The following is a 23,060-nucleotide window of genomic DNA, read 5'->3' on the forward strand; positions in this document are numbered from 1 at the left end:
ATGAGCCCGATTTCAACCACAAGCCAAGTGCGCGCCTTTGTCATGAGCGCGCCTTTTTATTTGGAGAACACTACATGCCGTCATTCGACGTGGTATCCGAACTGGACAAGCACGAAGTCACCAACGCCGTTGAAAACGCCGTCAAGGAACTCGACCGTCGGTATGACCTCAAGGGCAAGGGCAGTTTCGAGTTCAAGGAAAAGGACCTGACCGTCAACCTGACCGCCGAGGCCGATTTCCAGCTCGAGGCGATGATCGAGATCCTCAAGCTGGCGCTGGTCAAGCGCAAGATCGACGTGCAATGCCTTGAGGTCAAGGACGCCTTCGCCTCCGGCAAGCTGATGAAGCAGGAAGCTGTGCTCAAGGAAGGCATCGACAAGGAACTGGCCAAGAAAATCGTCGCTCATATCAAGGACGCCAAGCTCAAGGTCCAGGCCGCCATCCAGGGCGAGCAGGTGCGTGTCACTGGCAAGAAACGTGACGACCTGCAAGAAGCCATCGCCGCGCTGCGGGGCAAGGAATTCGGCATGCCGCTGCAGTTCAACAACTTCCGCGACTGACCCCTCGGTTATAGGGAACCACTGTGGCGAGGGAGCTTGCTCCCGCTGGGCTGCGTAGCGGCCCCTTTGGTGGGTGCTGCGCCCCCAAGCGGGAGCAAGCCCCCTCGCCACAACCGCGTGCAACAGGAACAAAGGAGAATTAGATGGACTTGAACGCTGAAGTAGACCACCTGGTCAAGGCCTCCCAGGCCTGGATACCGATGATCATGGAGTACGGCAGCCGCGTGTTGCTGGCAATTGTCACCCTGGCCATCGGCTGGTGGCTGATCAACAAGGTGACGCAGAAGCTCGGGGCGCTGCTGGCCCTGCGTAACGCCGACCTCGCGCTGCAAGGGTTTATCAGTACCCTGGCAAACATCATTCTGAAGATCCTGCTGATCGTCAGCGTCGCCTCGATGATCGGTGTGGAAACAACTTCCTTCGTTGCGGCTATCGGTGCGGCAGGCCTGGCGATTGGCCTGGCCTTGCAAGGCAGCCTGGCGAACTTCGCCGGCGGCGTGTTGATCCTGCTGTTCCGCCCGTTTCGCATCGGTGACTGGATCGAGGCCCAAGGCGTGGCCGGAACGGTCGACAGCATCCAGATCTTCCACACGGTCCTGCGTACCGGTGACAACAAGACGGTCATCGTGCCCAACGGCAACCTGTCGAACGGCATCATCACCAACACCAATCGCCAGCCGACCCGTAAAGTAGTGTTCGACGTGGGCGTGGATTACCAGGCCGACCTGCAAAAGGCTCGGGAAGTGTTACTGGAATTGGCCAAGGATGAACGGGTGTTGACCGATCCTGCACCTGAAGCGGTGATCTCCACCTTGGGCGACAGCTCGATCACTGTTTCACTGCGCATCTGGGTAAAAACGGCGGACTACTGGAACGTGATGTTCATGCTCAATGAACAGGCCCGCGACCGCTTGAAGGATGCCGGTATCGATATTCCGTTTCCTCAGCGCGTGATTCGAGTGGTTCAGGAGTCCGCATCGGCCTGACCGATTTGATTTTCTGGTCAAGCTTCAGCGCAATAAAAAAGACCCATCCGAAGATGGGTCTTTTTTTGATTACCGCAAACTGACTTTCGGCAATTACAGAACCGAAATCGGGTAGTCGACGATCAGGCGGAACTCTTTGACGTCGCCTTCACCTTCGTCAGCGTTAGCGTAGTGCCAGGCTTGACGAATACGGAAGGAAAGATCTTTGGCCGGGCCAGACTGAACAACGTACTTGGCTTCGAAGTTGGTTTCGTTGTGCTTGCCGTCTGCACCGTACAGCGGGTTGCCCAGGTCGTCACGGTAGACGCTGTTAGCAGCCAAACCGGTACCGTCGATGTCCCAGCCCTTAACGTAACGGGTCATGAAGCTCAGACCAGGAACACCGTATTCAGCCATTTTCAAGTCATAACGGATCTGGGCAGATTTCTCGTTAGGTGCGTTGAAGTCGGAGTACTGAATGGAGTTGGCGAGGAAGATCGAGTCGCCGCCACGGTTGTTCGTGCCCACGCCGATGTAGTCGAACGGGGTGTCGCCGTTGACCTTCTGGAAGGCCACGGTGATGGTGTGTGCTTTCAGGAACGAGAAGGCCGCTGCCAGGGAGAACGTGGTGTTGCTGATGTCGCCAGCTTCAGCGCTACCGGCATCAGTGGTGCGGTAGATGTTACCGTCCAGGTTCAACGACTGGTCACCGCCCATTGGGATGGTGTAGTTCAGGTTGGCGTAGTACTGGTTCCAGATGTCTTCCAGCTTGGCGCCATACAACGATGCGCTCAGGTTTTCGCTGATGGCATATTTGCCGCCCAGGTAGTCGATAGTATTGGCTTCGACGCTAGCGTAGGTAGCCCATAGGCCGCCATTGCGTGCGTTACGGTCCTGGCTGGTACCCGAGTAGAAGTGACCGGCTTCGAGATCAAGGTCTTTGACTTCGCTGCTCTGCAGTTGGAAACCGCTGGCAGTTTGAGGCAGGACGCGGGAACCGCCAATCGCGAACACTGGAGCGGTGCTTGGCTGCATGTCGCCAACTTTCAGCTCGGTTTTGGATACGCGGAACTTAATCGCTGCACCGGCTTTGCCCTGGCTGTCGTTGACGGGGCCATCGGAGTCGCCGTCGCCATCGCGATCGACACCGCGGCTCATGTTGCCGGTACCACCGGTACCGTCGCCACCGTCCAGTTTCAGTGCCAGGTAACCAAACGCATCGACACCGACGCCTACGGTACCTTGGGTGTAGCCAGAGCTGAAGTTGCCCCAGATACCTTGGGTCCAGTCTTTCTGGTCGTTGCCACCGTCTTTGTTATCACGGTTGAAGTAATAGTTACGCAGCAGCAAATCGAACTTGGCGTCTTCAACAAAGCCTTTGGCTTCAGACTGGTCACTTACGAAAGGTGCGGCCGTAGCCATTTGAGTACTGGCTGCTGCAGCAACGGCCAGTGCGATCATGCTCCACTTCATCACGCGCATCGTGATTTGCTCCTTTGGTTTTAAGAGTACTGCCGTCCCACCTGTTTTTTTATCTGGGCGGCTCTTTCTTTTTGTGTCGGCGCAAACTTATATCACGCCGACATTCTTTGGCGACACTTGCCCATTCAACCTTTCAGCTTCTTTACGACCATGTCGCCAATGGCTCGATCCATGTCGTGTTTCAGCTGAACCGAGGCGTCCGAACTGACAACTTCAGAGTTGTTCTATTGGGTTCGCCATCGGTGTAAAGAGTCCCTGGTTGCTACGCTTGATGCTCCTGAGGGCAGCCTTGCCACTTTAATTTTCGAGCCTGCAGGTTTCGCTTCCTACGCTACCCTGTAGACGATGTTGGGATGAATGCAACAAGCATGCACAAATCCCGTTTTCTTTTACATTTTTTTCACATTTTAGCTGCGGTTGCGGTGAAACCTCATGAAACCGGGCTCCAAAGGCCTTGTTTTAAATGGGGTTGACTGCTGGACAGCTGCCATGTTTGAAGCGGGTAAACCGCGCCGGACAACCAAAAACGTTACCGGTTCACCCCTTCGGTGGGTAAAACGCGGATGCTTCGTGCACAGAGCGTAGACGCATTGTGCTGTTTTGGTGCAAAAAATCTTCCAGCTGTACGAAAACCGCACAGCGCTTGTGTCTGCTCAGCTCGAGGTGCGCCGTTAAAGTACCGGTGCGCGGTATTGGTGCGCAAAGACGGTGCGCAGTGAACGTTCCGGCATTCACAGGTATGCTGGCCTCCTGTGCTCGGGCGGGCCTGCGGGCTGCCAGCTCGATCGCAATCGATCAATGAGCGAGGAGTACGCGCGGTGTTTGCCCTAGATCCACGACTGCAACAAGACACATTGCCTATCGGCGATTTCCCGCTGTGCCGTTTGCTATTGTCCAATGATTCCAATTACCCGTGGTTCATCCTCGTGCCGCGCCGGGAAAATATCAGTGAATTGTTTCAATTGGATGACGCCGATCAACAACAGTTGTGGAAAGAAACCACGGCACTGGCTGAAACCCTCAAGGACTCGTTCGATGCCGACAAATTGAATGTTGCAACCTTGGGTAACGTTGTCAGTCAATTGCACATGCATGTGATCGTGCGCAAGCGAGAGGATGCCGCATGGCCTGCGCCGGTGTGGGGCAAACATCCGGCACGGCCTTATGATGCCGAGCAGGTAAGCGTCATTCGTGAACGTTTGCGAGCGGTCCTGACCGATGATTTCAAGTTCCTGGAGGGCTGAACCATGAACCTTGAAGAGCGTGTAACCGACCTTGAAAGCCGCCTGGCGTTTCAGGACGACACCATCCAGGCATTAAACGACGTGCTGGTGGAGCAGCAGCGAGTTGTCGAACGTCTGCAGCTGCAGATGGCGGCGTTGCTCAAACGTCAGGAGGAAATGGCCGGCCAGTTCGAATCCTTTGAAGAAGATGCGCCGCCACCGCATTACTGACCGGGGCCGAACGGCAGGCGATAAAAAACCGCGAGCAGCCTGGCTGCATCGCGGTTTTTTTACGCCTGGATCAGCGGCGCGGCAGCGCGGCGATCACATCTTCGGCCTGCAAGCCTTTATCACGGTGCATGACGGAAAACTCCACGCGCTGGCCTTCGACCAGGACGCGATGGCCTTCGCCACGAATGGCCCGGAAATGCACAAAAATGTCATCGCCGGAGTCGCGGGAGATAAAGCCGAACCCCTTGGAGGTGTTGAACCACTTCACGGTACCGGTATCACGGTTGGACATGTCGTAGTTCTGCGGCGCGGCGGCCGGCGGCGACTTCTTGTAGAAGCTGACGGCCAGGTGTAGCAACACAGCGAGCAACGCGGCGGCCAGGCTGGAAAGAATGGCGGGTTGGCCGCCGATTTCCGGCATTGGCGCCAGCAGGGTCAGTGTTTGCAGGGCGACGGCCAGCACCAGCAGGGCGCTGACAAGGTTTTGCAGTTGATGACGTGGACCTTTGTTCCAGTAAGGGATGACGGGTGCCAGGGTCAGGTTGAGCAGGCCGAAAAAGGCCAGGTACAGCGCGTCGGGATGTTGCAGGTAAGGTGTGGCTTCGGAACCCAGGCTAGGGATGAAGGACAGCAGCAGGGCAGCTGCGCCCATTAGCAAGTGGACGATTTTCAACATTTTGATTGGCTCACGGTTAAGACAGATCACAAGGAAGAGCTGGTCGGGGGCGGTTCGCTTCAGAACAATGAGAGGCGTAGGAACACGTACCCGAATCAGCCTATGCGCGACGCCCGGAAAAATAGGCGTAGCGACACACTGCCTATTTAACAGCAAAGCCCCGGCCTTCTCAAACTCGTTACGGGCCCGTGACACGCTGTTCGTCGGCCGAAAAGCGCCGGCGGGGCGCTTGAAGGTGGTCGGCAAAGGAGCTTGAATTTTCCGCTGCGCCGGAACCCTCCGCCATCCCGGCTTGTCGGTTCAGGAGGGCTGGCGATTAGTCGCAGGCTACAGACGGCGACACCCGCTAGAGTGCAATGGCCGCTGTCGAATTCATCACCGTCAGGAGATCAAACACATGGCAATTGATATCGGTATCAGCGAAGAAGATCGCAAGTCCATCGTCGACGGGCTTTCGCGCCTGTTGTCGGACACCTACGTGCTTTACCTCAAGACCCATAATTTTCATTGGAACGTCACCGGGCCGATGTTCCGGACCCTGCACTTGATGTTCGAGGAGCAGTACAACGAGCTGGCGCTGGCGGTGGACCTGATCGCCGAGCGGATCCGTGCCCTGGGCTTTCCGGCGCCGGGTGCCTACTCGGTGTATGCGCGCCTGTCTTCCATCAAGGAGGAGGAAGGCGTGCCTGGCGCCGAGGACATGATCCGGCAACTGGTCGAAGGCCAGGAGGCGGTGACACGTACCGCCCGCGGAATCTTTCCTTTATTGGACAAGGTCAGCGACGAGCCGACCGCCGACCTGCTGACCCAGCGCATGCAGGTTCATGAAAAAACCGCCTGGATGCTGCGTTCGCTGCTGGACGAGCGGTAAGCCTGAATCGGGCGATGGTGCCGCCAAAGGCATCATCGCCTGCGGTCCGGGGTAGGACGGAGTCATTCGTCCTCGGGCTACTGTTGTCATCTCCTACGCTGATGGGCAAAAAGTCATCTGGAGCTTGCGCTCGAGTTGAGCTTCCATAGAGCCCCAGGCCGCTTGGCCTGACTGAGGCTCGTATGGCAAAGGAGTGTCAACGGTATGATTCAAGGAAAAGCACCCAGGGGCGGTGCAGGCGGGCGCCTCAAGTCCGTCAGCATCGACCCGTTCGTCAGCGGGTTCGATATGCAACTGGCCCGGCCCCTGGCCCGCTCCATCCGGCTTAACGGGTTCGCCACCTGTTTACGCCTTGAGCAAGTCTATTGGGATATTCTCGGCGATATGGCCGAGCTCAACAGTTGCTCCGTCAGTACGTTGCTCTCCCATGTGGATCGGGAGGTGCAGTTGCGTCACGGCGGCGTGCGCAATTTCAGCGGGCTGGTGCGTGTTGTCTGCGTGGTGCACAGCCTGAAGGATATGGGCACCGATCATCGCGAGGCCTAGCCCTCTCACCGCCTGTGCGGTCTTACGGCTGCACAGGCCGCATTTAATGGATATAATCCCGCTCTTTGCCGCAAAGCCCGGGTTTTGCGTGAATAACCTGATTGTCGAGACAACCCCCATGCCGATGTACGACTATCAATGTGCTTCCTGTGGTCATCAGATGGAAGCCATTCAAAAAATCAGCGCGGCACCGCTGGTCGATTGCCCTGCCTGCCAGGCGCCGGAGCTGAAAAAGATGCTGTCCATGCCAGGTTTCCGCCTCGGCGGCACCGGCTGGTATGAAACCGACTTCAAGACCGGTGCCAAGAAGAACCTGGCCGGTGGCGACAAGGCTGACTGAGTTGAACACGCGCGGGTTCTTGCACGGGCAGGGCCTCCAACCGAATTTCGAATTACGAGAAGTGAAACCACTACCATGATGCGCAGCCATTATTGCGGCCAACTGAACGAAAGCCTGGAAGGTCAGGAAGTTACTCTTTGCGGATGGGTTCATCGTCGCCGTGACCATGGCGGGGTGATTTTCCTCGATATCCGTGATCGTGAAGGCCTGGCCCAGGTAGTGTTCGACCCTGATCGCGCGGAAACCTTCGCCACCGCCGACCGCGTGCGCAGCGAATACGTGGTCAAGATCACCGGCAAGGTGCGCCTGCGTCCGGCCGGCGCCGGCAACGCCAACATGGCGTCGGGCATGATCGAAGTGCTGGGCTACGAGCTGGAGGTTCTGAACGAATCGGAAACCCCGCCGTTCCCGCTCAACGAATATTCCGACGTGGGCGAGGAAACCCGCCTGCGCTACCGCTTCATCGACCTGCGTCGCCCGGAAATGGCCGAGAAGCTGCGCCTGCGTTCGCGCATGACCACCAGCATCCGTCGCTACCTGGACGAGAACGGCTTCCTCGACGTCGAGACGCCGATCCTGACCCGTGCCACGCCGGAAGGCGCCCGCGACTACCTGGTGCCGAGCCGTACCCACCCCGGCAGTTTCTTCGCCTTGCCGCAATCGCCACAGTTGTTCAAGCAGCTGCTGATGGTGGCCGGGTTCGACCGCTACTACCAGATCGCCAAGTGCTTCCGCGATGAAGACCTGCGTGCCGACCGGCAGCCTGAATTCACCCAGATCGACATCGAGACCAGCTTCCTCGACGAAAAAGACATCATGGGCCTGACCGAGGGCATGATCCGCAACCTGTTCCGGGAAGTGCTGGGTCTCGAGTTCGGCGAATTCCCGCACATGACCTTCGAAGAGGCCATGCGTCGCTACGGTTCCGACAAGCCTGACCTGCGCAACCCGCTGGAACTGGTGGACGTCGCGGACCAGCTCAAGGAAGTCGAATTCAAGGTCTTCAGTGGTCCGGCCAACGATCCGAAATGCCGTATCGCCGCCCTGCGTGTTCCAGGCGGCGCCAGCATGCCGCGCAAGCAGATCGACGATTACACCAAGTTCGTCGGCATCTACGGTGCCAAGGGCCTGGCGTACATCAAGGTCAACGAGCGCGCCGCCGGTATCGACGGCCTGCAGTCGCCGATCGTCAAGAACATCCCGGAAGCCAACCTCAACGTGATCCTCGATCGCGTGGGCGCGGTCGATGGCGATATCGTGTTCTTTGGCGCCGACAAAGCCAAGATCGTCAGCGAAGCCCTGGGCGCGCTGCGCATCAAGCTGGGTCACGACCTGAAACTGCTGACTTGCGAGTGGGCGCCGATGTGGGTCGTCGACTTCCCGATGTTCGAGGAAAACGACGACGGCAGCTTCTCTGCCTTGCACCACCCGTTCACCGCGCCGAAGTGCTCGCCTGAAGAGTTGGAGGCCAACCCGGCCGGCGCATTGTCCCGTGCCTACGACATGGTCCTCAACGGCACCGAGCTGGGCGGCGGTTCGATCCGTATCCATCGCAAGGAAATGCAACAGGCAGTGTTCCGTCTGCTGGGTATCAGCGAAGCCGAGCAGGAAGAGAAGTTCGGCTTCCTGCTCGATGCTTTGAAGTACGGTGCGCCGCCCCACGGTGGCCTGGCCTTCGGCCTGGATCGCCTGGTGATGCTGATGACCGGCGCCCAGTCGATCCGCGAAGTGATCGCATTCCCGAAAACCCAGAGCGCGGCCGATGTCATGACCCAGGCTCCGGGCGTGGTGGATGCCAAGGCGCTGCGCGAGTTGCATATCCGTTTGCGTGAACAGCCAAAGGCTGAGTAAGGCCGGCACCTGAGGGCGCATCTTCGGATGCGCCTTTTCGTTGGGGTCGATATTTCCGATTGCTGGCTGCCGCGCAAGCGGGGCGGGCAATGTTTCAAAGAAAAACCGGAGCGAGTTATGGCAGGTCATTCCAAGTGGGCGAACATCAAGCACCGCAAAGAACGTCAGGATGCCAAGAGGGGCAAGATATTTACCAAGTGGATCCGTGAGCTGACGGTCGCGGCCCGCCAGGGTGGCGGCGATCCGGGTTCCAATCCGCGCTTGCGCCTCGCCTTGGACAAGGCACTGGGCGCGAACATGAGCCGCGACATCATCGACCGGGCCATTGCCCGTGGCGCGGGTGCCACCGAGGCCGACAATGTCGAAGAGCTGACCTATGAAGGCTACGGCCCGGGCGGCGTGGCGGTCATGGTCGAGTGCATGACCGACAACCGCAACCGCACCGCTGCGGCCGTGCGCCATGCGTTCAGCAAATGCGGTGGCAACCTGGGAACCGACGGTTCGGTGGCTTATCTGTTCGAGCGCAAGGGGCAGATCAGCTTCGCGCCAGGCATCGATGAAGATGCGCTGACCGAAGCGGCGCTGGAAGCCGATGCCGATGACGTGGTCAGCCACGAAGACGGTTCGTTCGACGTGTTCACCTCGTTCGCCAGCTTCTACTCCGTGCGTAATGCCCTGGAAGCGGCCGGCTTCAAGCCGGTCGACGCGGAAATCGTCATGCAGCCGACCACCAGTGCCGAACTCGACCTGGAAGGCGCCGAGAAGGTGCTCAAGCTGATCGACATGCTTGAAGACCTGGACGATGTGCAGAACGTTTATTCCAACGCCGATATTCCGGAGTCGGTGGCTGAGCAACTGGGCTGATGGTCTTTATCCAATAGCATGAGTGCCAGGGTGGGAGCGAGCCTGCTCGCGAATGCGCTGTATCAGCCGACATTCATGTCGGATGTGACGGCCTCTTCGCGAGCAGGCTCGCTCCCACCGTTCCAGGTAACCTCCTTCAAGCCGCAGGCGTTATGACTTTAATCCTTGGTATCGACCCCGGTTCGCGCATCACCGGCTACGGCGTGGTTCGCGATACCGGGCGTGGCTGCGTGTACGTTGCTTCCGGCTGTATCCGCACCGGTGCGGGCGAGTTGCACGAGCGCTTGCAGATCGTTTACCGCGGCGTGCGCGAAGTCATCCAGACCTACGGCCCGGTGACCATGGGCATCGAAAAGGTCTTCATGGCCCGCAACGCCGATTCCGCCCTGAAGCTGGGGCAGGCCCGCGGCGCGGCCATTGTGGCCGGCGCCGAGGAAAACCTGGAGATCGCCGAATACACCGCGACCCAGGTCAAGCAGGCCGTGGTAGGCACCGGCGCGGCAAACAAGGAACAGGTGCAGATGATGGTGATGCACCTGTTGAAACTGGTCAGCAAGCCGCAGATCGACGCCTCCGACGCCCTGGCCATCGCCATTTGCCATGCGCATACCCGTTCCAGCCTGCTGCCTCATGGTCTGGGAAGCGCACGCAGTCGTGGCGGGCGCCTGCGTCTCTGATAGCATCAGCGCATTCATTCATCAGCCCATGCAAGTTGCGCCTGTGTCGTCGGCCTTCCTGCCTGGGCTGTTATTCGCCAGCCAGCGGGCTGGCCAACGCCCAAGGATCTGAAACGTGATTGGACGCTTGCGCGGCACCCTGGCTGAAAAACAGCCGCCGCACCTGATTCTGGATGTAAACGGCCTCGGTTATGAGCTGGAAGTACCCATGACCACCCTGTATCGCTTGCCGTCGGTCGGTGAGCCACTGACGCTGCACACTCATCTGGTCGTGCGTGAAGATGCGCAGTTACTCTATGGTTTCTTCGCCAAGCGCGAGCGGGATTTCTTTCGCGAGCTGATCCGGCTCAATGGCGTCGGCCCGAAGCTGGCGCTGGCCTTGATGTCCAGCCTGGAAGTCGATGAGCTGATTCGTTGCGTGCAATCCCAGGACACCTCGGCCCTGACCAAGGTGCCGGGGGTCGGCAAGAAAACCGCCGAGCGCCTGTTGGTCGAGCTCAAGGATCGCTTCAAGGCCTGGGAAACGGTGCCGGCAATGTTCGCCCTGGTACCGAACCAGCCGGATGCGCCGATGCCGGCGGTCAGCGCTGAAAACGATGCGGTCACCGCGCTGATTTCCCTGGGCTACAAGCCGCAGGAAGCCAGCAAGGCGATCTCCGCGATCAAGGAAAAAGGCTTGAGTACCGAAGACATGATTCGCCGCGCCCTGAAGGGAATGATTTAAGTGATTGAAGCCGATCGTCTGATCGCCGCCACGGGCGCGCCCCGTGACCGCGAGGAAATCCAGGACCGTGCGATTCGTCCCGTCAGCCTCGCCGATTACATTGGCCAGCCGACCGTGCGCGAGCAGATGGAGCTGTTCATCCAGGCGGCCCGCGGGCGCAGCGAGTCGCTGGACCACACACTTATCTTCGGCCCGCCGGGCCTGGGCAAGACCACCCTGGCCAATATCATTGCCCAGGAAATGGGCGTGTCGATCAAGAGCACGTCCGGCCCGGTTCTCGAACGGCCGGGCGACCTGGCGGCGCTGCTGACCAATCTTGAGCCGCATGATGTGCTGTTCATCGACGAAATCCATCGGCTGTCGCCGATCGTCGAGGAAGTGTTGTACCCGGCCATGGAAGATTTCCAGCTCGACATCATGATCGGCGAAGGGCCGGCGGCGCGCTCCATCAAGCTGGACCTGCCACCCTTTACCTTGGTGGGCGCCACCACCCGCGCCGGGATGCTGACCAACCCGCTGCGCGACCGGTTCGGTATCGTCCAGCGCCTGGAGTTCTACAACAACTCCGACCTGGCGACGATTGTCAGCCGCTCGGCGGGCATCCTCGGGCTGCCCCTGGACCCTGACGGCGCCTATGAGATCGCTCGTCGGGCGCGGGGGACGCCGCGGATCGCCAACCGCCTCCTGCGTCGGGTCCGCGACTTTGCCGAAGTGCGGGCCAAGGGGCACATCACCAAGCCGATCGCCGACCTGGCCTTGAACCTGCTGGACATCGACGAGCGCGGCTTCGACCACCAGGACCGGCGCCTGCTGCTGACCATGATCGAGAAATTCGACGGTGGCCCGGTGGGCGTGGACAGCCTGGCGGCCGCCATCAGCGAAGAGCGCCACACCATCGAGGACGTGCTGGAACCGTACCTGATCCAGCAGGGCTATATCATGCGCACGCCCCGCGGACGCGTGGTGACCCGTCATGCTTATCTGCACTTCGGCTTAAACATCCCGACACGAATGGGTGAGATGCCGGTGGTAGACGAATTTCTCGATGCGGTGGACGATTGAACCCGCTCTGTATCCCGACTTTTTTCCGCTTCGTGCTGTCCCAGACCACGCCTGGAGCGTCAATGCGTTCAAGAATGAAAAAACAGTTGCCTGGCCGGATTGGCAATCCGAGGAGTAAGCACTAGAGTATGCGCGCGCAAAACGGGCTTGAGTCGTTCGCACATCGCTGTCGCGTTTATTACGAGGACACCGATGCCGGCGGCATCGTTTACTACGTCAATTACCTCAAGTTTATGGAACGGGCTCGAACCGAACGGCTGCGGGAACTGGGTTTTGCCCAATCCGCGCTGGCAGGGGAGGACCTGTTATTCGTCGTGCATTCCAGCGAAGCGCGCTACCACGCGCCGGCGCGACTGGACGACGAGCTGGTGGTGACTGCCGATGTCATCGAATTGAACCGCGTCAGCCTGCGCTTCAAGCAGCAGGTCAGGCGGGCTGTGGATAATGTGCTGCTCTGCGAAGGGCAGTTTTTGGTGGCCTGTGTGCGCACCCATAGTTTGAAACCCCGGGCCATTCCCGAAGCTTTACGCGCGGCCTTTGCCGGCGTGAGCGGCGCGGGTACACACTCAGAGCAGGAGATAAAGCGTGGAAGCTAACGTCGTCGACCATTCCTCCATGTGGAGCCTGGTCAGCAATGCCAGCGTCGTGGTGCAACTGGTAATGCTGATCCTGGTAGCCGCATCGGTGACCTCATGGATCATGATTTTTCAGCGCAGCAACATGCTGCGTGCCGGTCGCCGTGCCCTGGAGAGCTTCGAAGAGCGCTTCTGGTCCGGCATCGACCTGTCCAAACTTTATCGCCAGGCCGGCAGCAATCCGGACCCGGATTCCGGCGTCGAGCAGATCTTCCGTGCCGGCTTCAAGGAATTCTCCCGTCTGCGCCAGCAGCCGGGCGTAGACCCTGAAGCGGTGATGGAAGGTGTGGCCCGCGCCATGCGCGTCGCCATATCCCGCGAGGAAGAAAAACTCGAACAGGGCCTGCCGTACCTGGCTACCGTCGGTTCGGTCAGCCCGTACATCGGCCTGTTCGGTACCGTGTGGGGGATCATGAACTCGTTCCGTGGCTTGGCTTCCGCCCAGCAGGCGACGCTGGCCACCGTAGCCCCGGGTATCGCCGAGGCGCTGATCGCCACCGCCATCGGCCTGTTCGCGGCGATTCCGGCCGTGATCGCCTACAACCGCTTCGCGGCTCGCAGCGAAACGCTGACCAGCCGTTACTACACCTTCGCCGATGAATTCCAGGCGATCCTGCACCGCAAAGTGCACACCAGCGAAGAATAAGCAGGTATTTCCCGATGGCTTTAATCGCTCGAGCCCGAAACAAGCGCAAGCCGGTTGCCGAGATGAACGTGGTGCCCTACATCGACGTGATGTTGGTGCTGCTGGTCATCTTCATGGTGACCGCGCCGATGCTCAATCAGGGCGTGAAGGTCGATCTGCCCAAGGTTTCCAGCGAAGCCTTGCCGCAGGACAACAACACCCAGGTCCTGACCATTTCGATCAAGGCCGACAAGACCTATTACTGGAACCTTGGCAGCGAAGTCGACACCGAGAAGCAGCAGGACCGGGCCATGACCCTGCCGCAGATGACCGATGCGGTGACCAAGATCATCAATGCCGGCAACAGCAACGGCAAGCGCACCCAGGTCTTCATTCGCGGCGACAAGACCGTCGACTACGGTGCCGTGATGGGCGCCATGGGCGGCCTGCAGAAAGCCGGGGTCGGTAATGTTGGCTTGATCACCGAGGCGCCCTGATGCAGCAACAGCGAGAGCCGTCCGCCTCGGAAAGCTACTTCTGGCCTAGTGTCCTGGCGATCGGCCTGCATGTGCTGGTATTCGGCATGCTGTTCGTCAGTTTTGCCATGACCCCGGAGCTGCCGCCGGCCAAGCCGATCGTGCAGGCGACCCTGTACCAGCTCAAATCGAAAAGCCAGGCCACCACGCAGACCAACCAGAAGCTTGCCGGCGAGGCGAAGAAATCCGCCGCGCGCCAGACCGAAGTCGAGCAGATGGAGCAGAAGAAGGTCGAGCAGGAAGCGGTGAGAGCAGCGGAACAAAAGAAAGAGGAAGCTGCTCAAAAGGCCGAAGAAGCCAAGAAGGCCGATGAGGCGAAAAAAGCGGACGAGGCCAAAAAGGCCGACGAAGCCAAGAAAGCCGACGAGGCGAAGAAAACCGCCGAAGCGAAAAAGGCAGAAGAGAAACAATTGGCTGATATAGCCAAGAAGAAAGCCGAAGAAGAAGCCAAGAAAGCCGCTGAAGAAGAGGCCAAGAAAGCGGCCGCTGAAGAAGCGAAGAAAAAGATTGTCGAGGACGCGAAGAAAAAAGCGGCCGAAGACGCCAAGAAGAAAGCTGAAGCTGAAGAGGCGAAAAAGAAAGTCGCCGAAGACGCGAAGAAGAAAGCCGCCGCCGACGCCGCCAAGAAGAAGGCCCAGGACGCAGCGCGTAAATCCGCCGAAGAGAAAAAGGCCCAGGCCCTGGCAGATTTGCTTTCCGACACGCCGGAGCGTCAGCAGGCCTTGGCCGACGAGCAGGGCGATGAAGTCGCCGGCAGCTTCGACGATCTGATTCGCGCCCGAGCGGCGGAAGGCTGGGCTCGTCCTCCTTCGGCGCGCAAAGGCATGACGGTAGTATTACAAATCGGCATGTTGCCCGACGGTACGGTTACCTCGGTCAGCGTGGCCAAGTCCAGTGGCGATGGTCCGTTCGACGCTTCGGCGGTCGCGGCGGTCAAGAACATTGGGCGATTGACGGAAATGCAAGGAATGAAGCCGAGCGATTTTGCTCCCTATCGTTCGTTCAAGATGACATTCACACCTGAGGATCTAGCCTTGTGAGAAACCTTCTTCGATCAATGCTTGTCGTTATCTGCTGCCTGGCAGGGATAGCGGTAGCAGAGGAAAAGAACATCCTGGTCACCAGCGGCAGCGACCGTGCGACCCCGATCGCCGTCGTTCCGTTCGGTTGGCAGGGCGGCAGCGTCCTGCCGGACGACATGGCGGAAATCATCGGCAACGACCTGCGAAACTCGGGCTACTACGCGCCGATTCCCAAGCAGAACATGATCAGCCTGCCGACCCAGGCCAGCGAAGTCATCTACCGCGACTGGAAGGCTCTTGGCGCCCAGTACATCATGGTCGGCAGCATCGTTCCGGCCGGTGGCCGCCTGCAGGTGCAGTACGCCCTGTTCAACGTCGCCACCGAGCAGCAAGTGCTGACCGGCAGCGTGTCGGGCAGCGTTGACCAGTTGCGTGACATGTCCCACTACATCGCCGACCAGTCGTTCGAGAAACTTACCGGCATCAAGGGCGCGTTCTCGACCCGCATGCTCTACGTGACCGCCGAACGCTTCTCCGAGAAAAATACCCGCTACACCCTGCAGCGCTCCGACTATGACGGCGCCCGCGCGGTGACCCTGCTGCAATCGCGCGAGCCGATCCTGTCGCCGCGTTTCGCCCCAGATGGCAAGCGCATCGCCTATGTGTCGTTCGAACAGAAGCGCCCGCGCATCTTCGTTCAACACATCGACACCGGTCGCCGCGAGCAGATCACCAACTTCGAAGGCCTGAACGGCGCGCCTGCCTGGTCGCCCGACGGTACGCGGCTGGCGTTCGTGCTGTCCAAGGATGGCAATCCGGACATCTACGTGATGAACCTGGCTTCACGCTCGATCTCCCGCGTGACCAACGGCCCGGGCATCAACACCGAACCGTTCTGGGGCAAGGATGGCTCGACCATCTACTTCACCTCGGACCGTGGCGGCAAGCCGCAGATCTACAAGACCAGCGCCGGTGGCGGTGGTGCCGAGCGCGTGACGTTCGTCGGTAACTACAATGCCAACCCTAAACTTTCGGCGGACGAAAAGACTCTGGTAATGATCCATCGCCAGGACGGTTTCACCAATTTCAAGGTGGCGGCCCAGGATTTGCAGCGCGGTAGCGTAAAAATCCTCACTGATAGCACTCTGGACGAGTCACCTACTGTTGCGCCCAACGGCACCATGGTAATCTACGCCACCCGCCAGCAGGGCCGGGGAGTCTTGATGCTCGTGTCCATTAATGGACGCGTGAGGCTCCCGCTTCCTACCGCTCAAGGCGAAGTCAGAGAACCGTCCTGGTCCCCTTACCTGAACTGACGCGGCGCAATACGTTTTACTTAACACACTGGGGTTCATTAGGAGTTTCACGATGGAAATGCTGAAGTTTGGTAAATTTGCTGCGCTGGCTCTGGCCATGGCTGTAGCTGTAGGTTGCTCGTCCAAAGGCGGCGACAACGCCGGTGAAGGCGCTGTTGATCCAAACGCTGGTTACGGCGCTAACACTGGTGCAGTTGATGGCTCCCTGAGCGAAGAAGCTGCTCTGCGCGCAATCACCACCTTCTACTTCGAATACGACAGCTCGGACCTGAAGCCAGAAGCCATGCGCGCTCTGGACGTTCACGCCAAAGACCTGAAAGCAAACGGCGCTCGCGTTGTTCTGGAAGGCAACACCGACGAACGTGGTACTCGTGAGTACAACATGGCACTGGGCGAGCGTCGTGCGAAAGCCGTTCAGCGCTACCTGGTACTGCAAGGTGTTTCCCCAGCTCAGCTGGAACTGGTTTCCTACGGCGAAGAGCGTCCAGTTGCTACCGGCAACGACGAGCAGTCCTGGGCTCAAAACCGTCGCGTCGAACTGCGTAAGTAATTCGTCATGCGAACGTGCCGTCGTGCTGTAACTGTTCTGGCTCTCAGCCTCGCGCCGCTTGCGGCGTGGGCTGCGGTTCCTGTGGTCGATAACGATGCCGGCTATAACAATAGCGGGAGCAGTTATCCGCCTGCAGGTTACGGTACGAACGGCGCCTATGCCGGGGGAGGGGTTTCGGCCCCTGTCTCGGCACAGGGCGAGCTGTTCAACCAACTGCAGCAAATGCAGGATCAACTTTCACGCCAGCAAGGCGCGATTGAAGTTCTGCAAAACGAAGTATCGCGCATGAAGCAGGAAAACCTGGAGCGATACCAGGATCTTGATCGGCGCATAGGAACCGGCGTTGCACCTGCCGCGACTCCTGAGAATTCTCCAGCCGGTGGCGACTTGAACGCCCCCGGTGCAGCCGCAGGCGCTGGGGCGAGTGCCCCGGCAGCACCTGCCGCCGGTGGCGAGCCGGCTGACCCGGCGAAGGAAAAGCTCTATTACGATGCGGCCTTCGACCTGATCAAAGCCAAGGATTTCGACAAGGCCAGCCAAGCCTTCGGCGCTTTCCTGCGTAAATACCCCAACAGTCAGTATTCGGGTAATGCCCAATACTGGCTGGGCGAAGTGAACCTGGCCAAGGGCGACCTGCAAGGCGCCGGCCAGGCGTTCGCCAAGGTCTCGCAGCTGTATCCCAAGCATGCCAAAGTGCCGGATTCGCTGTACAAGCTCGCTGATGTCGAGCGCCGCCTCGGTCATACCGACAAGGTAAAAGGCATTCTGCAGCAGGTGGTGGCCCAATATCCGGGCACCTCCGCCGCTCAGTTGGCCCAGCGCGATCTGCAACGCATGTAAGGCCGTTTGACCCGTTTTGAAGAAACCCGCGCCTGTCGCGGGTTTTTTCGTTAGAATTCACGCCCTTTTTCTGAAACACGCTTCCTGGGATCTACGCGTTGGCGGGGTTGCTTGAAGTGCCTGACGGAGGCGGACAGCCTGTTTAGCTGTTACGCCCGTGGCGACTATGCAAGACACATTGAGAATTACCGAAGTTTTTTACTCGTTGCAGGGTGAAACGCGGACGGCCGGGTTGCCCACTGTTTTTGTGCGCCTCACCGGTTGCCCGCTGCGTTGCCAATACTGCGACAGCGCCTACGCCTTCAGCGGCGGTACCTTGCGCACCCTCGATGACCTCGTTGAACAAGTCGCAGGTTTTCGTCCGCGCTATGTTTGCGTCACTGGCGGTGAGCCATTGGCACAACCCAATGCCATCCCTTTACTCAAGCGACTGTGCGATGCCGGCTATGAGGTCTCGCTGGAGACCAGCGGCGCCTTGGATATCTCGGCTGTCGATCCGCGCGTCAGTCGTGTCGTGGACCTGAAGACCCCGGGTTCGAAGGAGGCGCATCGTAACCGCTACGAGAACATGGAGCTGTTGACGTCCAACGACCAGGTCAAATTTGTTATCTGTTCGCGGGAAGATTACGACTGGGCGGTGTCCAAGCTGATCCAGTACGGACTCGATCAGCGCGCCGGCGAGGTATTGTTCTCGCCGAGTCACCATGACCTGAACGCCCGGGATCTGGCCGACTGGGTGGTAGCGGACAATTTGCCGGTGCGCCTGCAATTGCAGCTGCATAAATATCTTTGGAACGACGAGCCGGGGCGCTGACATGACTGAACAATCAACCACTTCTGAAAAACGTGCCGTCATCCTGCTGTCCGGTGGCCTGGACTCGGCGACCGTCGTGGCGATGGCCCGTGCCGAAGGTTATCGCTGCTACACCATGAGCTTCGATTATGGCCAGCGCCACCGTGCCGAACTGCATGCTGCCGAGCGAGTGGCACGAGACCTGGGTGTAATCGAACACAAGGTGATCGGCCTGAACCTCAACGGCATCGGCGGTTCGGCGTTGACCGACAGTTCCATCGACGTACCCGAAGCACCGAGCGAGGGGATTCCGGTGACCTACGTGCCGGCGCGCAATACCGTGTTCCTGTCCCTGGCGTTGGGCTGGGCCGAAGTACTGGGGGCGCGTGACATCTTCATTGGTGTCAATGCGGTGGATTATTCCGGTTATCCGGATTGCCGCCCGGAGTTCGTCGAAGCCTTCGAGCGTATGGCCAACCTGGCGACCAAGGCCGGTGTAGAAGGGCAAGGCTTCCGTATCCAGGCGCCGCTGCAAAATCTCAGCAAGGCTGACATCGTCAAGGCGGGGGTGAAGCTGGGCGTGGACTACGGCCTTACCGTCTCGTGCTATCAGGCCGATGATCAAGGGCGTGCTTGTGGCAAGTGCGACAGCTGCCGTCTGCGTGCTGAAGGCTTCGCGGCAGCCGGCGTAAGCGATCCAACCCCTTATTTTTGATTTATTTCAAATTAAGTGTTGAATAGTCCTTAGAAATCAGTATTATACGCGCCACCACACAGAGGGTCGTTAGCTCAGTTGGTAGAGCAGTTGGCTTTTAACCAATTGGTCGTAGGTTCGAATCCCACACGACCCACCATTTTCTGTAGTTTTAAAAGTCTGGAAGGCCCACGTAAGTGAGGATTTCCGGATTTTTTTTTGCCCGCAGGAAAGTGATCGAGCGAATCCGGCCGATTACAGGATGTGCCGGGCGTAATGCCTGGGATCGAGCCGCAACGCCATCCCGATCATCAGCGCGATGACCGCCACGAGCGACCACCAAGCCCATTCGAAACTTCCCAGTCGGTCACGGATCATCCCGGCAATCAGCGGCGACAGCCCGGCGATGAGGTAGCCGATGCCCTGCACGAATGCAGTGAGCCCCCCGGCGCGGCGTGGGTTGTCCAGGTGATCGAGGGAGACGATCAGGCTCATGGGGAACAGCCCGCCGATACCCAGCCCCAACAGGCTCGGCCATAACAGGCTGAGGCGCTCCGGATTGAGAATCAGACCGCAGAAGCCGGCCATGATCATGACCAGCAGAACGATCAGGATTTTACGTTTGTCCTGCCTGCGGTTGGCGATCGCCGGAGTGATGAGGCCGGACAACACCTCCATCGTCGTGAGAAATCCCAGCAGCAGGCCGGCGTGCTGTTCGCTCCAGCCTTTTTCCACGTAATACGGGGCCAGCCAGGCCAATACGCAGGTATAAGAGGCGGTGCCCAAGCCAAAAAAAATCGCCAGCAGCCAGGCTCGGGCGTTGCCGAAAAACGCTTGGTGGCGTTGGGATGCGGCTTGGGGCAGGGGCGTGACGCTCCAGCGTTGGACCCACCAGCAGCCCAAGGCGACCAGCGCCAGCAAGGCCCAGATCGCCAGGCCGATGCGCCAACTGCCGGTCTGCGCCAGGATAAAGGGTGAAAACGAGGCGGCAAGCGCCGCGCCGCCCATGATTGAGGTGACATACAAGCCCATCAGCAGCGAGACGCTGTCGGCGAAGCGCGCCTTGATCAGTGCCGGCATCACGGCCTGGATCAAGGCGATTCCGAGCCCGGCCACCACCGCGCTGGTGACCAACCCGACGGTGCTGTCCAGATACAAGCGCGATGCCGTGGCGATACCAATGATCAGCAGCGACAGGACGACGGTACGGTGTTCACCGATGCGCAGGGCGATGCGCATGCCCAGGAACATGGCCACGCCCATCGCCATGACGGGCAGCATGGTCAGCAGTGAAGCGCTGCTGAAACTCAGGGGCACCTCGTCGCGAATGGCTGACAGCAGCGGCCCGACCGCGGCCATCGAGGGCCGCAGGTTCAGCGCTACCAGCACGATACTGACCATCAGCCAGACGGCGCGGGTGCTCAAGATCTGGTTGTTTTCCATGACAGGGCCTTGGCTAAGACGAAGCACATTTAGGCTGCGGTGGCCTGCTTTGGGCAAACTGAAAAACGGCGGAGCTTATCGAATAATCAAATTCCGCACGCAGTTGCCCTTCGTGGCGAGGGAGCTTGCTCCCGCTGGGCTGCGAAGCAGACCTGAAAAAGAATGGACGCGATGCATCTGGTGGACCGAGTGCGGCGGTTTTGGGGCGGCTTCGCCCCCAGCGGGAGCGAGCTCCCTCGCCACGGGTTCGGTGAGTGCCGTGAGAGGGGTTCTATCCTATCCCTGGGCTTAACGTCCCCAGCCACGCCACCAATCCCAGGATAATCACCGCTACACAAAGCTCCAGCAGCATGCTGCGCCGCAGGGCCCTCACCGCGGCTCGGTGCTCGCCGGTCTGTCGGGCCTGTTCCAGCAGCGGGCCCAGGTGAAAACGGTTCAGCGCGGCGAACCCCAGCATGGCCAGGAACAGGCCGAGTTTCAGCATCAGCAGCTGACCATAGGTGCTGTCGAGTAACCCCGCGACGTTCGGACCGACGATGAACAGATAATTGGCGACTCCTGTCACCGCGATGACTGCCACAATTACCGCACCGGCCGTGGCAAATCCGCTCAAGGTCCGGGCCAGTACCGCCAGCTGAGGTTCGGCCTGCCGAAGCAGCAGGGCAAACGCGGCCAAGGCTCCGACCCAGCCACCCGCTGCCCACAGGTGCAGGAAGTCGCTGATGAAATGCCAGCTGCGGCGTGCGCCTTCGTCCATGGCGCCGTGCCCCGCCCAGGCCAGCGTCGCCAGAGCCACGGCTCCGCCCAGCATGGCCAGGACCAGGCTGACGGTTGGCGAGCGGCTATCAAGCGTCACGGCGAAACCGGCCAGCAACAACGCCGCCATTCGCAGCGTCCAGCTCAGACCGACATCGGTTTCCAGCACCATCATTTCGAAGTGCGGCCACAGCTCCGCCCACTCCGAAGCTCCGCTCATGGCCCAGGTCATGCACGCCATGGCGCCCAGGGAGAGCAACATCCCAAGCACGGCCGTGGTCGCCAGCAACGACGCGAAAGGCAACACCGCGCCTGACACCCGCTCCCGACCTCGCAGGCTGTAAAGGCCAAACGCAGCCAGGCCGAACAGCAACATCAGATCCAGGTACAGGGCAAAGCGCAGCGCGATGTTGATCGAGTCGCTCGTCAACTCACTTCACCTTGAACGTGATATTGCCGGTGATCGGGTGCGTGTCTGACGATACCGCGCGCCACTGCACCTGGTAGGTGCCGGCGGTGAGAGGCGCATGGGGAGTAATGACCATGGTTTTCGGATCATCGCTGCCGGAAACCTTGGCTGGCACGGGCATTGGTGCGTGCGCCGACATGCCGGGCATCCCGGTCATAATCAGCTTGGCGCCGGAAAATTGGGTCACGAGATTTTCGGAAAAGTGCAGCTCGATCTTCACTGGCGATGCCCCCTCAGCGCCTTCGGCGGGGCTGGAGGACAGCAGTTTCGGATGGGCCTGGGCCAGGCCACTGGCCAACAGGCCGGTGGACAGCGCGGCGGCCATGACAGCGGTTTTGATGAATGACATGCAGGACTCCTACAGCTTGTTTTTCAGTGATTGATGGAGCAGGGCCAATGCCTCAGAACCACAGGCGCACACCTACGACCAGGCGTGCCTCGCTGCGGTCTTCGCCTTCGTCCCGGGCGTAGTCGGCGGTGTTGCCGTAGACGCGGTTCCAGGTCACGCCAACGTACGGGGCGAACTCACGGCGGATTTCGTAGCGCAGCCGCAGCCCCACTTCGGTGTCGGACAATCCCGAGCCGACGCCCCGATCAGGGTCATTCTTGCCGTAGAAGTTGGCTTCGGCGGTGGGCTGCAGAATCAGCCGATTGGTCAGCAGAATGTCGTAGTCGCCCTCCAGGCGCGCCGCGCTCTGGCCATCTTCACCGATGAAGGCGGTGGCCTCGGCTTCGAAGTTGTACAGCGCCATGCCTTGTACGCCGAATGCTGCCCAGGTCTGTGAGTCGCCTGGCTTGAAGTCCTGGCGCACGCCGGCCACCACATCCCACCAAGGGCTGATGGCATGGCCCCAGAGGGCCTGGAGTTCGGCTTCTTCGGTCTTGCCATGGGTGCGCTCGCCTTCAGAGCGCAGCCACAAGCGGTCGATGTCGCCGCCGATCCAGCCGGAGGCATCCCAGCTAAGGGCGCTGCCGTCATCGGCGTCTTGCCACTCCAACTGGTCGATCAGGAAGAATGAGTTGATGGCGCTGTCGTGCACCGCATGGCCACCATGGTCTTCATAGACGGCGGCGCGGTCAGCGGCGGTCAGTTCAGGGATCGGTGTGCGACTGCTGGTGGGCGCGGCTTGCATGGAATCCATGCCCTGCATCGAGTCCATGCCTTGCATCTGGCTGTGGTCCATACCCGGCATCTGGCTGTGATCCATGCCTTGCATCGTGTCGCTTGCTGCCCAAGCTGACAGGCTGGTGCCGAGGGCAAGCACAGCCACGGGCAGGGTGGGGGATTTAAACAGGCTGATCATGGTCG

The 23,060-nt window shown here is 59.9% G+C and carries 27 protein-coding genes and 1 tRNA gene; 22 read left to right on the forward strand and 6 right to left on the reverse strand.

All coding sequences use genetic code 11. From position 1 onward, the window contains the following. The first annotated feature begins 74 nt into the window (after nucleotides 1–74). The gene (locus M1E16_RS05460) at nucleotides 75–560 is read left to right on the forward strand and encodes a YajQ family cyclic di-GMP-binding protein (protein WP_042728748.1); all 486 of its coding nucleotides are present in this window, start codon (nucleotides 75–77) and stop codon (nucleotides 558–560) included. 143 nt (nucleotides 561–703) lie between these two features. After that, a complete protein-coding gene (locus M1E16_RS05465; protein ID WP_305496415.1) occupies nucleotides 704–1,546 on the forward strand; it encodes a mechanosensitive ion channel family protein in 843 nt (280 codons plus the stop codon). 93 nt (nucleotides 1,547–1,639) lie between these two features. On the opposite strand, the gene M1E16_RS05470 is transcribed toward M1E16_RS05465, so the two are convergent. Beyond that, a complete protein-coding gene (locus M1E16_RS05470; RefSeq protein ID WP_434695707.1) occupies nucleotides 1,640–3,007 on the reverse strand; it encodes an OprD family porin in 1,368 nt (455 codons plus the stop codon). Nucleotides 3,008–3,825: 818 nt separating this feature from the next. On the opposite strand from M1E16_RS05470, the gene M1E16_RS05475 reads away from it, so the two are divergent. Together M1E16_RS05475 and M1E16_RS05480 are read left to right on the forward strand one after the other, a co-directional pair. After that, nucleotides 3,826–4,251, forward strand: a complete 426-nt coding sequence (locus M1E16_RS05475) for an HIT family protein (protein ID WP_434695706.1) — start codon at nucleotides 3,826–3,828, stop codon at nucleotides 4,249–4,251. Between the two features lie 3 nt (nucleotides 4,252–4,254). Then, a complete protein-coding gene (locus M1E16_RS05480) occupies nucleotides 4,255–4,461 on the forward strand; it encodes a SlyX family protein (protein WP_420765260.1) in 207 nt (68 codons plus the stop codon). Between the two features lie 70 nt (nucleotides 4,462–4,531). On the opposite strand, the gene M1E16_RS05485 is transcribed toward M1E16_RS05480, so the two are convergent. Next, nucleotides 4,532–5,137: a cold shock domain-containing protein membrane protein gene (locus tag M1E16_RS05485; RefSeq protein ID WP_458129381.1), complete on the reverse strand. Its 606-nt coding sequence runs from the start codon at nucleotides 5,135–5,137 to the stop codon at nucleotides 4,532–4,534. 397 nt (nucleotides 5,138–5,534) lie between these two features. On the opposite strand from M1E16_RS05485, the gene M1E16_RS05490 reads away from it, so the two are divergent. From M1E16_RS05490 to M1E16_RS05575, 18 genes are all read left to right on the forward strand, one after another. Next, entirely contained in the window at nucleotides 5,535–6,008 is a 474-nt protein-coding gene (locus M1E16_RS05490; protein ID WP_305496408.1) for a Dps family protein, read from the forward strand. Between the two features lie 204 nt (nucleotides 6,009–6,212). After that, nucleotides 6,213–6,554 carry a ribbon-helix-helix domain-containing protein gene (locus tag M1E16_RS05495; RefSeq protein ID WP_458129382.1) on the forward strand — a complete coding sequence of 114 codons (342 nt, stop codon included), beginning with the start codon at nucleotides 6,213–6,215 and terminating at the stop codon, nucleotides 6,552–6,554. Between the two features lie 118 nt (nucleotides 6,555–6,672). Then, nucleotides 6,673–6,894, forward strand: coding sequence for an FmdB family zinc ribbon protein (locus M1E16_RS05500; RefSeq protein ID WP_003178589.1), 222 nt, complete (start codon nucleotides 6,673–6,675; stop codon nucleotides 6,892–6,894). Nucleotides 6,895–6,969: 75 nt separating this feature from the next. Continuing rightward, on the forward strand, nucleotides 6,970–8,745 hold the full coding sequence (aspS, locus tag M1E16_RS05505; RefSeq protein ID WP_458129383.1) for an aspartate--tRNA ligase: 1,776 nt from the start codon (nucleotides 6,970–6,972) through the stop codon (nucleotides 8,743–8,745). Between the two features lie 117 nt (nucleotides 8,746–8,862). Further along, nucleotides 8,863–9,609 carry a YebC/PmpR family DNA-binding transcriptional regulator gene (locus tag M1E16_RS05510; RefSeq protein WP_458129384.1) on the forward strand — a complete coding sequence of 249 codons (747 nt, stop codon included), beginning with the start codon at nucleotides 8,863–8,865 and terminating at the stop codon, nucleotides 9,607–9,609. Nucleotides 9,610–9,761: 152 nt separating this feature from the next. Next, on the forward strand, nucleotides 9,762–10,286 hold the full coding sequence (gene ruvC / locus M1E16_RS05515; protein ID WP_305496403.1) for a crossover junction endodeoxyribonuclease RuvC: 525 nt from the start codon (nucleotides 9,762–9,764) through the stop codon (nucleotides 10,284–10,286). 115 nt (nucleotides 10,287–10,401) lie between these two features. Beyond that, a complete protein-coding gene (ruvA, locus tag M1E16_RS05520; RefSeq protein WP_434569629.1) occupies nucleotides 10,402–11,010 on the forward strand; it encodes a Holliday junction branch migration protein RuvA in 609 nt (202 codons plus the stop codon). Next, the gene (ruvB, locus tag M1E16_RS05525) at nucleotides 11,011–12,072 is read left to right on the forward strand and encodes a Holliday junction branch migration DNA helicase RuvB (protein ID WP_458129385.1); all 1,062 of its coding nucleotides are present in this window, start codon (nucleotides 11,011–11,013) and stop codon (nucleotides 12,070–12,072) included. A 128-nt stretch (nucleotides 12,073–12,200) separates the two neighbouring features. Then, nucleotides 12,201–12,668, forward strand: a complete 468-nt coding sequence (ybgC, locus tag M1E16_RS05530; RefSeq protein ID WP_434695703.1) for a tol-pal system-associated acyl-CoA thioesterase — start codon at nucleotides 12,201–12,203, stop codon at nucleotides 12,666–12,668. Beyond that, complete coding sequence (gene tolQ, locus M1E16_RS05535) at nucleotides 12,658–13,353, forward strand: protein TolQ (protein ID WP_305496399.1); 696 nt, start codon at nucleotides 12,658–12,660, stop codon at nucleotides 13,351–13,353. Before ybgC ends, tolQ begins: the two co-directional genes overlap by 11 nt. Before the next feature lie 23 nt (nucleotides 13,354–13,376). Continuing rightward, a complete protein-coding gene (tolR, locus tag M1E16_RS05540; protein ID WP_162254906.1) occupies nucleotides 13,377–13,829 on the forward strand; it encodes a protein TolR in 453 nt (150 codons plus the stop codon). Beyond that, nucleotides 13,829–14,908, forward strand: a complete 1,080-nt coding sequence (gene tolA / locus M1E16_RS05545; protein ID WP_186611664.1) for a cell envelope integrity protein TolA — start codon at nucleotides 13,829–13,831, stop codon at nucleotides 14,906–14,908. Before tolR ends, tolA begins: the two co-directional genes overlap by 1 nt. Next, nucleotides 14,905–16,206 (forward strand): Tol-Pal system beta propeller repeat protein TolB, encoded by a 1,302-nt coding sequence (tolB, locus tag M1E16_RS05550; RefSeq protein WP_370870988.1) that lies wholly within the window; start codon nucleotides 14,905–14,907, stop codon nucleotides 16,204–16,206. The genes tolA and tolB overlap by 4 nt, the downstream gene beginning before the upstream one ends. Nucleotides 16,207–16,258: 52 nt before the next feature. Beyond that, nucleotides 16,259–16,756: a peptidoglycan-associated lipoprotein Pal gene (pal, locus tag M1E16_RS05555; protein ID WP_003178634.1), complete on the forward strand. Its 498-nt coding sequence runs from the start codon at nucleotides 16,259–16,261 to the stop codon at nucleotides 16,754–16,756. Nucleotides 16,757–16,762: 6 nt separating this feature from the next. Further along, nucleotides 16,763–17,596: a tol-pal system protein YbgF gene (ybgF, locus tag M1E16_RS05560; RefSeq protein WP_434569627.1), complete on the forward strand. Its 834-nt coding sequence runs from the start codon at nucleotides 16,763–16,765 to the stop codon at nucleotides 17,594–17,596. 166 nt (nucleotides 17,597–17,762) lie between these two features. Next, nucleotides 17,763–18,410, forward strand: coding sequence for a 7-carboxy-7-deazaguanine synthase QueE (gene queE, locus M1E16_RS05565; RefSeq protein WP_434602956.1), 648 nt, complete (start codon nucleotides 17,763–17,765; stop codon nucleotides 18,408–18,410). Between the two features lies 1 nt (nucleotide 18,411). Beyond that, nucleotides 18,412–19,104, forward strand: coding sequence for a 7-cyano-7-deazaguanine synthase QueC (gene queC, locus M1E16_RS05570; RefSeq protein WP_305496390.1), 693 nt, complete (start codon nucleotides 18,412–18,414; stop codon nucleotides 19,102–19,104). 63 nt (nucleotides 19,105–19,167) lie between these two features. Beyond that, nucleotides 19,168–19,243 (forward strand) — tRNA-Lys (locus M1E16_RS05575). 95 nt (nucleotides 19,244–19,338) lie between these two features. Here M1E16_RS05575 and M1E16_RS05580 read toward each other — a convergent pair. From M1E16_RS05580 to M1E16_RS05595, 4 genes are all read right to left on the reverse strand, one after another. After that, nucleotides 19,339–20,526, reverse strand: coding sequence for a cyanate transporter (locus tag M1E16_RS05580; RefSeq protein WP_458129386.1), 1,188 nt, complete (start codon nucleotides 20,524–20,526; stop codon nucleotides 19,339–19,341). Between the two features lie 271 nt (nucleotides 20,527–20,797). Further along, nucleotides 20,798–21,658, reverse strand: coding sequence for a copper homeostasis membrane protein CopD (gene copD, locus M1E16_RS05585; protein WP_458130283.1), 861 nt, complete (start codon nucleotides 21,656–21,658; stop codon nucleotides 20,798–20,800). Between the two features lie 55 nt (nucleotides 21,659–21,713). Then, complete coding sequence (gene copC, locus M1E16_RS05590; protein WP_458129387.1) at nucleotides 21,714–22,100, reverse strand: copper homeostasis periplasmic binding protein CopC; 387 nt, start codon at nucleotides 22,098–22,100, stop codon at nucleotides 21,714–21,716. Between the two features lie 52 nt (nucleotides 22,101–22,152). Next, complete coding sequence (locus M1E16_RS05595; RefSeq protein WP_434695697.1) at nucleotides 22,153–23,055, reverse strand: copper resistance protein B; 903 nt, start codon at nucleotides 23,053–23,055, stop codon at nucleotides 22,153–22,155. Nucleotides 23,056–23,060: the final 5 nt, after the last annotated feature.

It is taken from the genome of Pseudomonas sp. Z2-11 (assembly GCF_054161305.1).

Coding starts and splice junctions, on each gene's coding strand:
- ybgC (WP_434695703.1), top strand. CDS start 12,201: ATGCGCGCGCAAAACGGGCTTGAGTCGTTCGCACATCGCTGTCGCGTT.
- ruvC (WP_305496403.1), top strand. CDS start 9,762: ATGACTTTAATCCTTGGTATCGACCCCGGTTCGCGCATCACCGGCTAC.
- M1E16_RS05460 (WP_042728748.1), top strand. CDS start 75: ATGCCGTCATTCGACGTGGTATCCGAACTGGACAAGCACGAAGTCACC.
- M1E16_RS05490 (WP_305496408.1), top strand. CDS start 5,535: ATGGCAATTGATATCGGTATCAGCGAAGAAGATCGCAAGTCCATCGTC.
- M1E16_RS05485 (WP_458129381.1), bottom strand. CDS start 5,137: ATGTTGAAAATCGTCCACTTGCTAATGGGCGCAGCTGCCCTGCTGCTG.
- queE (WP_434602956.1), top strand. CDS start 17,763: ATGCAAGACACATTGAGAATTACCGAAGTTTTTTACTCGTTGCAGGGT.
- M1E16_RS05495 (WP_458129382.1), top strand. CDS start 6,213: ATGATTCAAGGAAAAGCACCCAGGGGCGGTGCAGGCGGGCGCCTCAAG.
- M1E16_RS05510 (WP_458129384.1), top strand. CDS start 8,863: ATGGCAGGTCATTCCAAGTGGGCGAACATCAAGCACCGCAAAGAACGT.
- aspS (WP_458129383.1), top strand. CDS start 6,970: ATGATGCGCAGCCATTATTGCGGCCAACTGAACGAAAGCCTGGAAGGT.
- tolA (WP_186611664.1), top strand. CDS start 13,829: ATGCAGCAACAGCGAGAGCCGTCCGCCTCGGAAAGCTACTTCTGGCCT.
- copC (WP_458129387.1), bottom strand. CDS start 22,100: ATGTCATTCATCAAAACCGCTGTCATGGCCGCCGCGCTGTCCACCGGC.
- copD (WP_458130283.1), bottom strand. CDS start 21,658: ATGTTGCTGTTCGGCCTGGCTGCGTTTGGCCTTTACAGCCTGCGAGGT.
- ybgF (WP_434569627.1), top strand. CDS start 16,763: ATGCGAACGTGCCGTCGTGCTGTAACTGTTCTGGCTCTCAGCCTCGCG.
- M1E16_RS05465 (WP_305496415.1), top strand. CDS start 704: ATGGACTTGAACGCTGAAGTAGACCACCTGGTCAAGGCCTCCCAGGCC.
- M1E16_RS05470 (WP_434695707.1), bottom strand. CDS start 3,007: ATGCGCGTGATGAAGTGGAGCATGATCGCACTGGCCGTTGCTGCAGCA.
- M1E16_RS05500 (WP_003178589.1), top strand. CDS start 6,673: ATGCCGATGTACGACTATCAATGTGCTTCCTGTGGTCATCAGATGGAA.
- M1E16_RS05480 (WP_420765260.1), top strand. CDS start 4,255: ATGAACCTTGAAGAGCGTGTAACCGACCTTGAAAGCCGCCTGGCGTTT.
- pal (WP_003178634.1), top strand. CDS start 16,259: ATGGAAATGCTGAAGTTTGGTAAATTTGCTGCGCTGGCTCTGGCCATG.
- M1E16_RS05580 (WP_458129386.1), bottom strand. CDS start 20,526: ATGGAAAACAACCAGATCTTGAGCACCCGCGCCGTCTGGCTGATGGTC.
- M1E16_RS05595 (WP_434695697.1), bottom strand. CDS start 23,055: ATGATCAGCCTGTTTAAATCCCCCACCCTGCCCGTGGCTGTGCTTGCC.
- queC (WP_305496390.1), top strand. CDS start 18,412: ATGACTGAACAATCAACCACTTCTGAAAAACGTGCCGTCATCCTGCTG.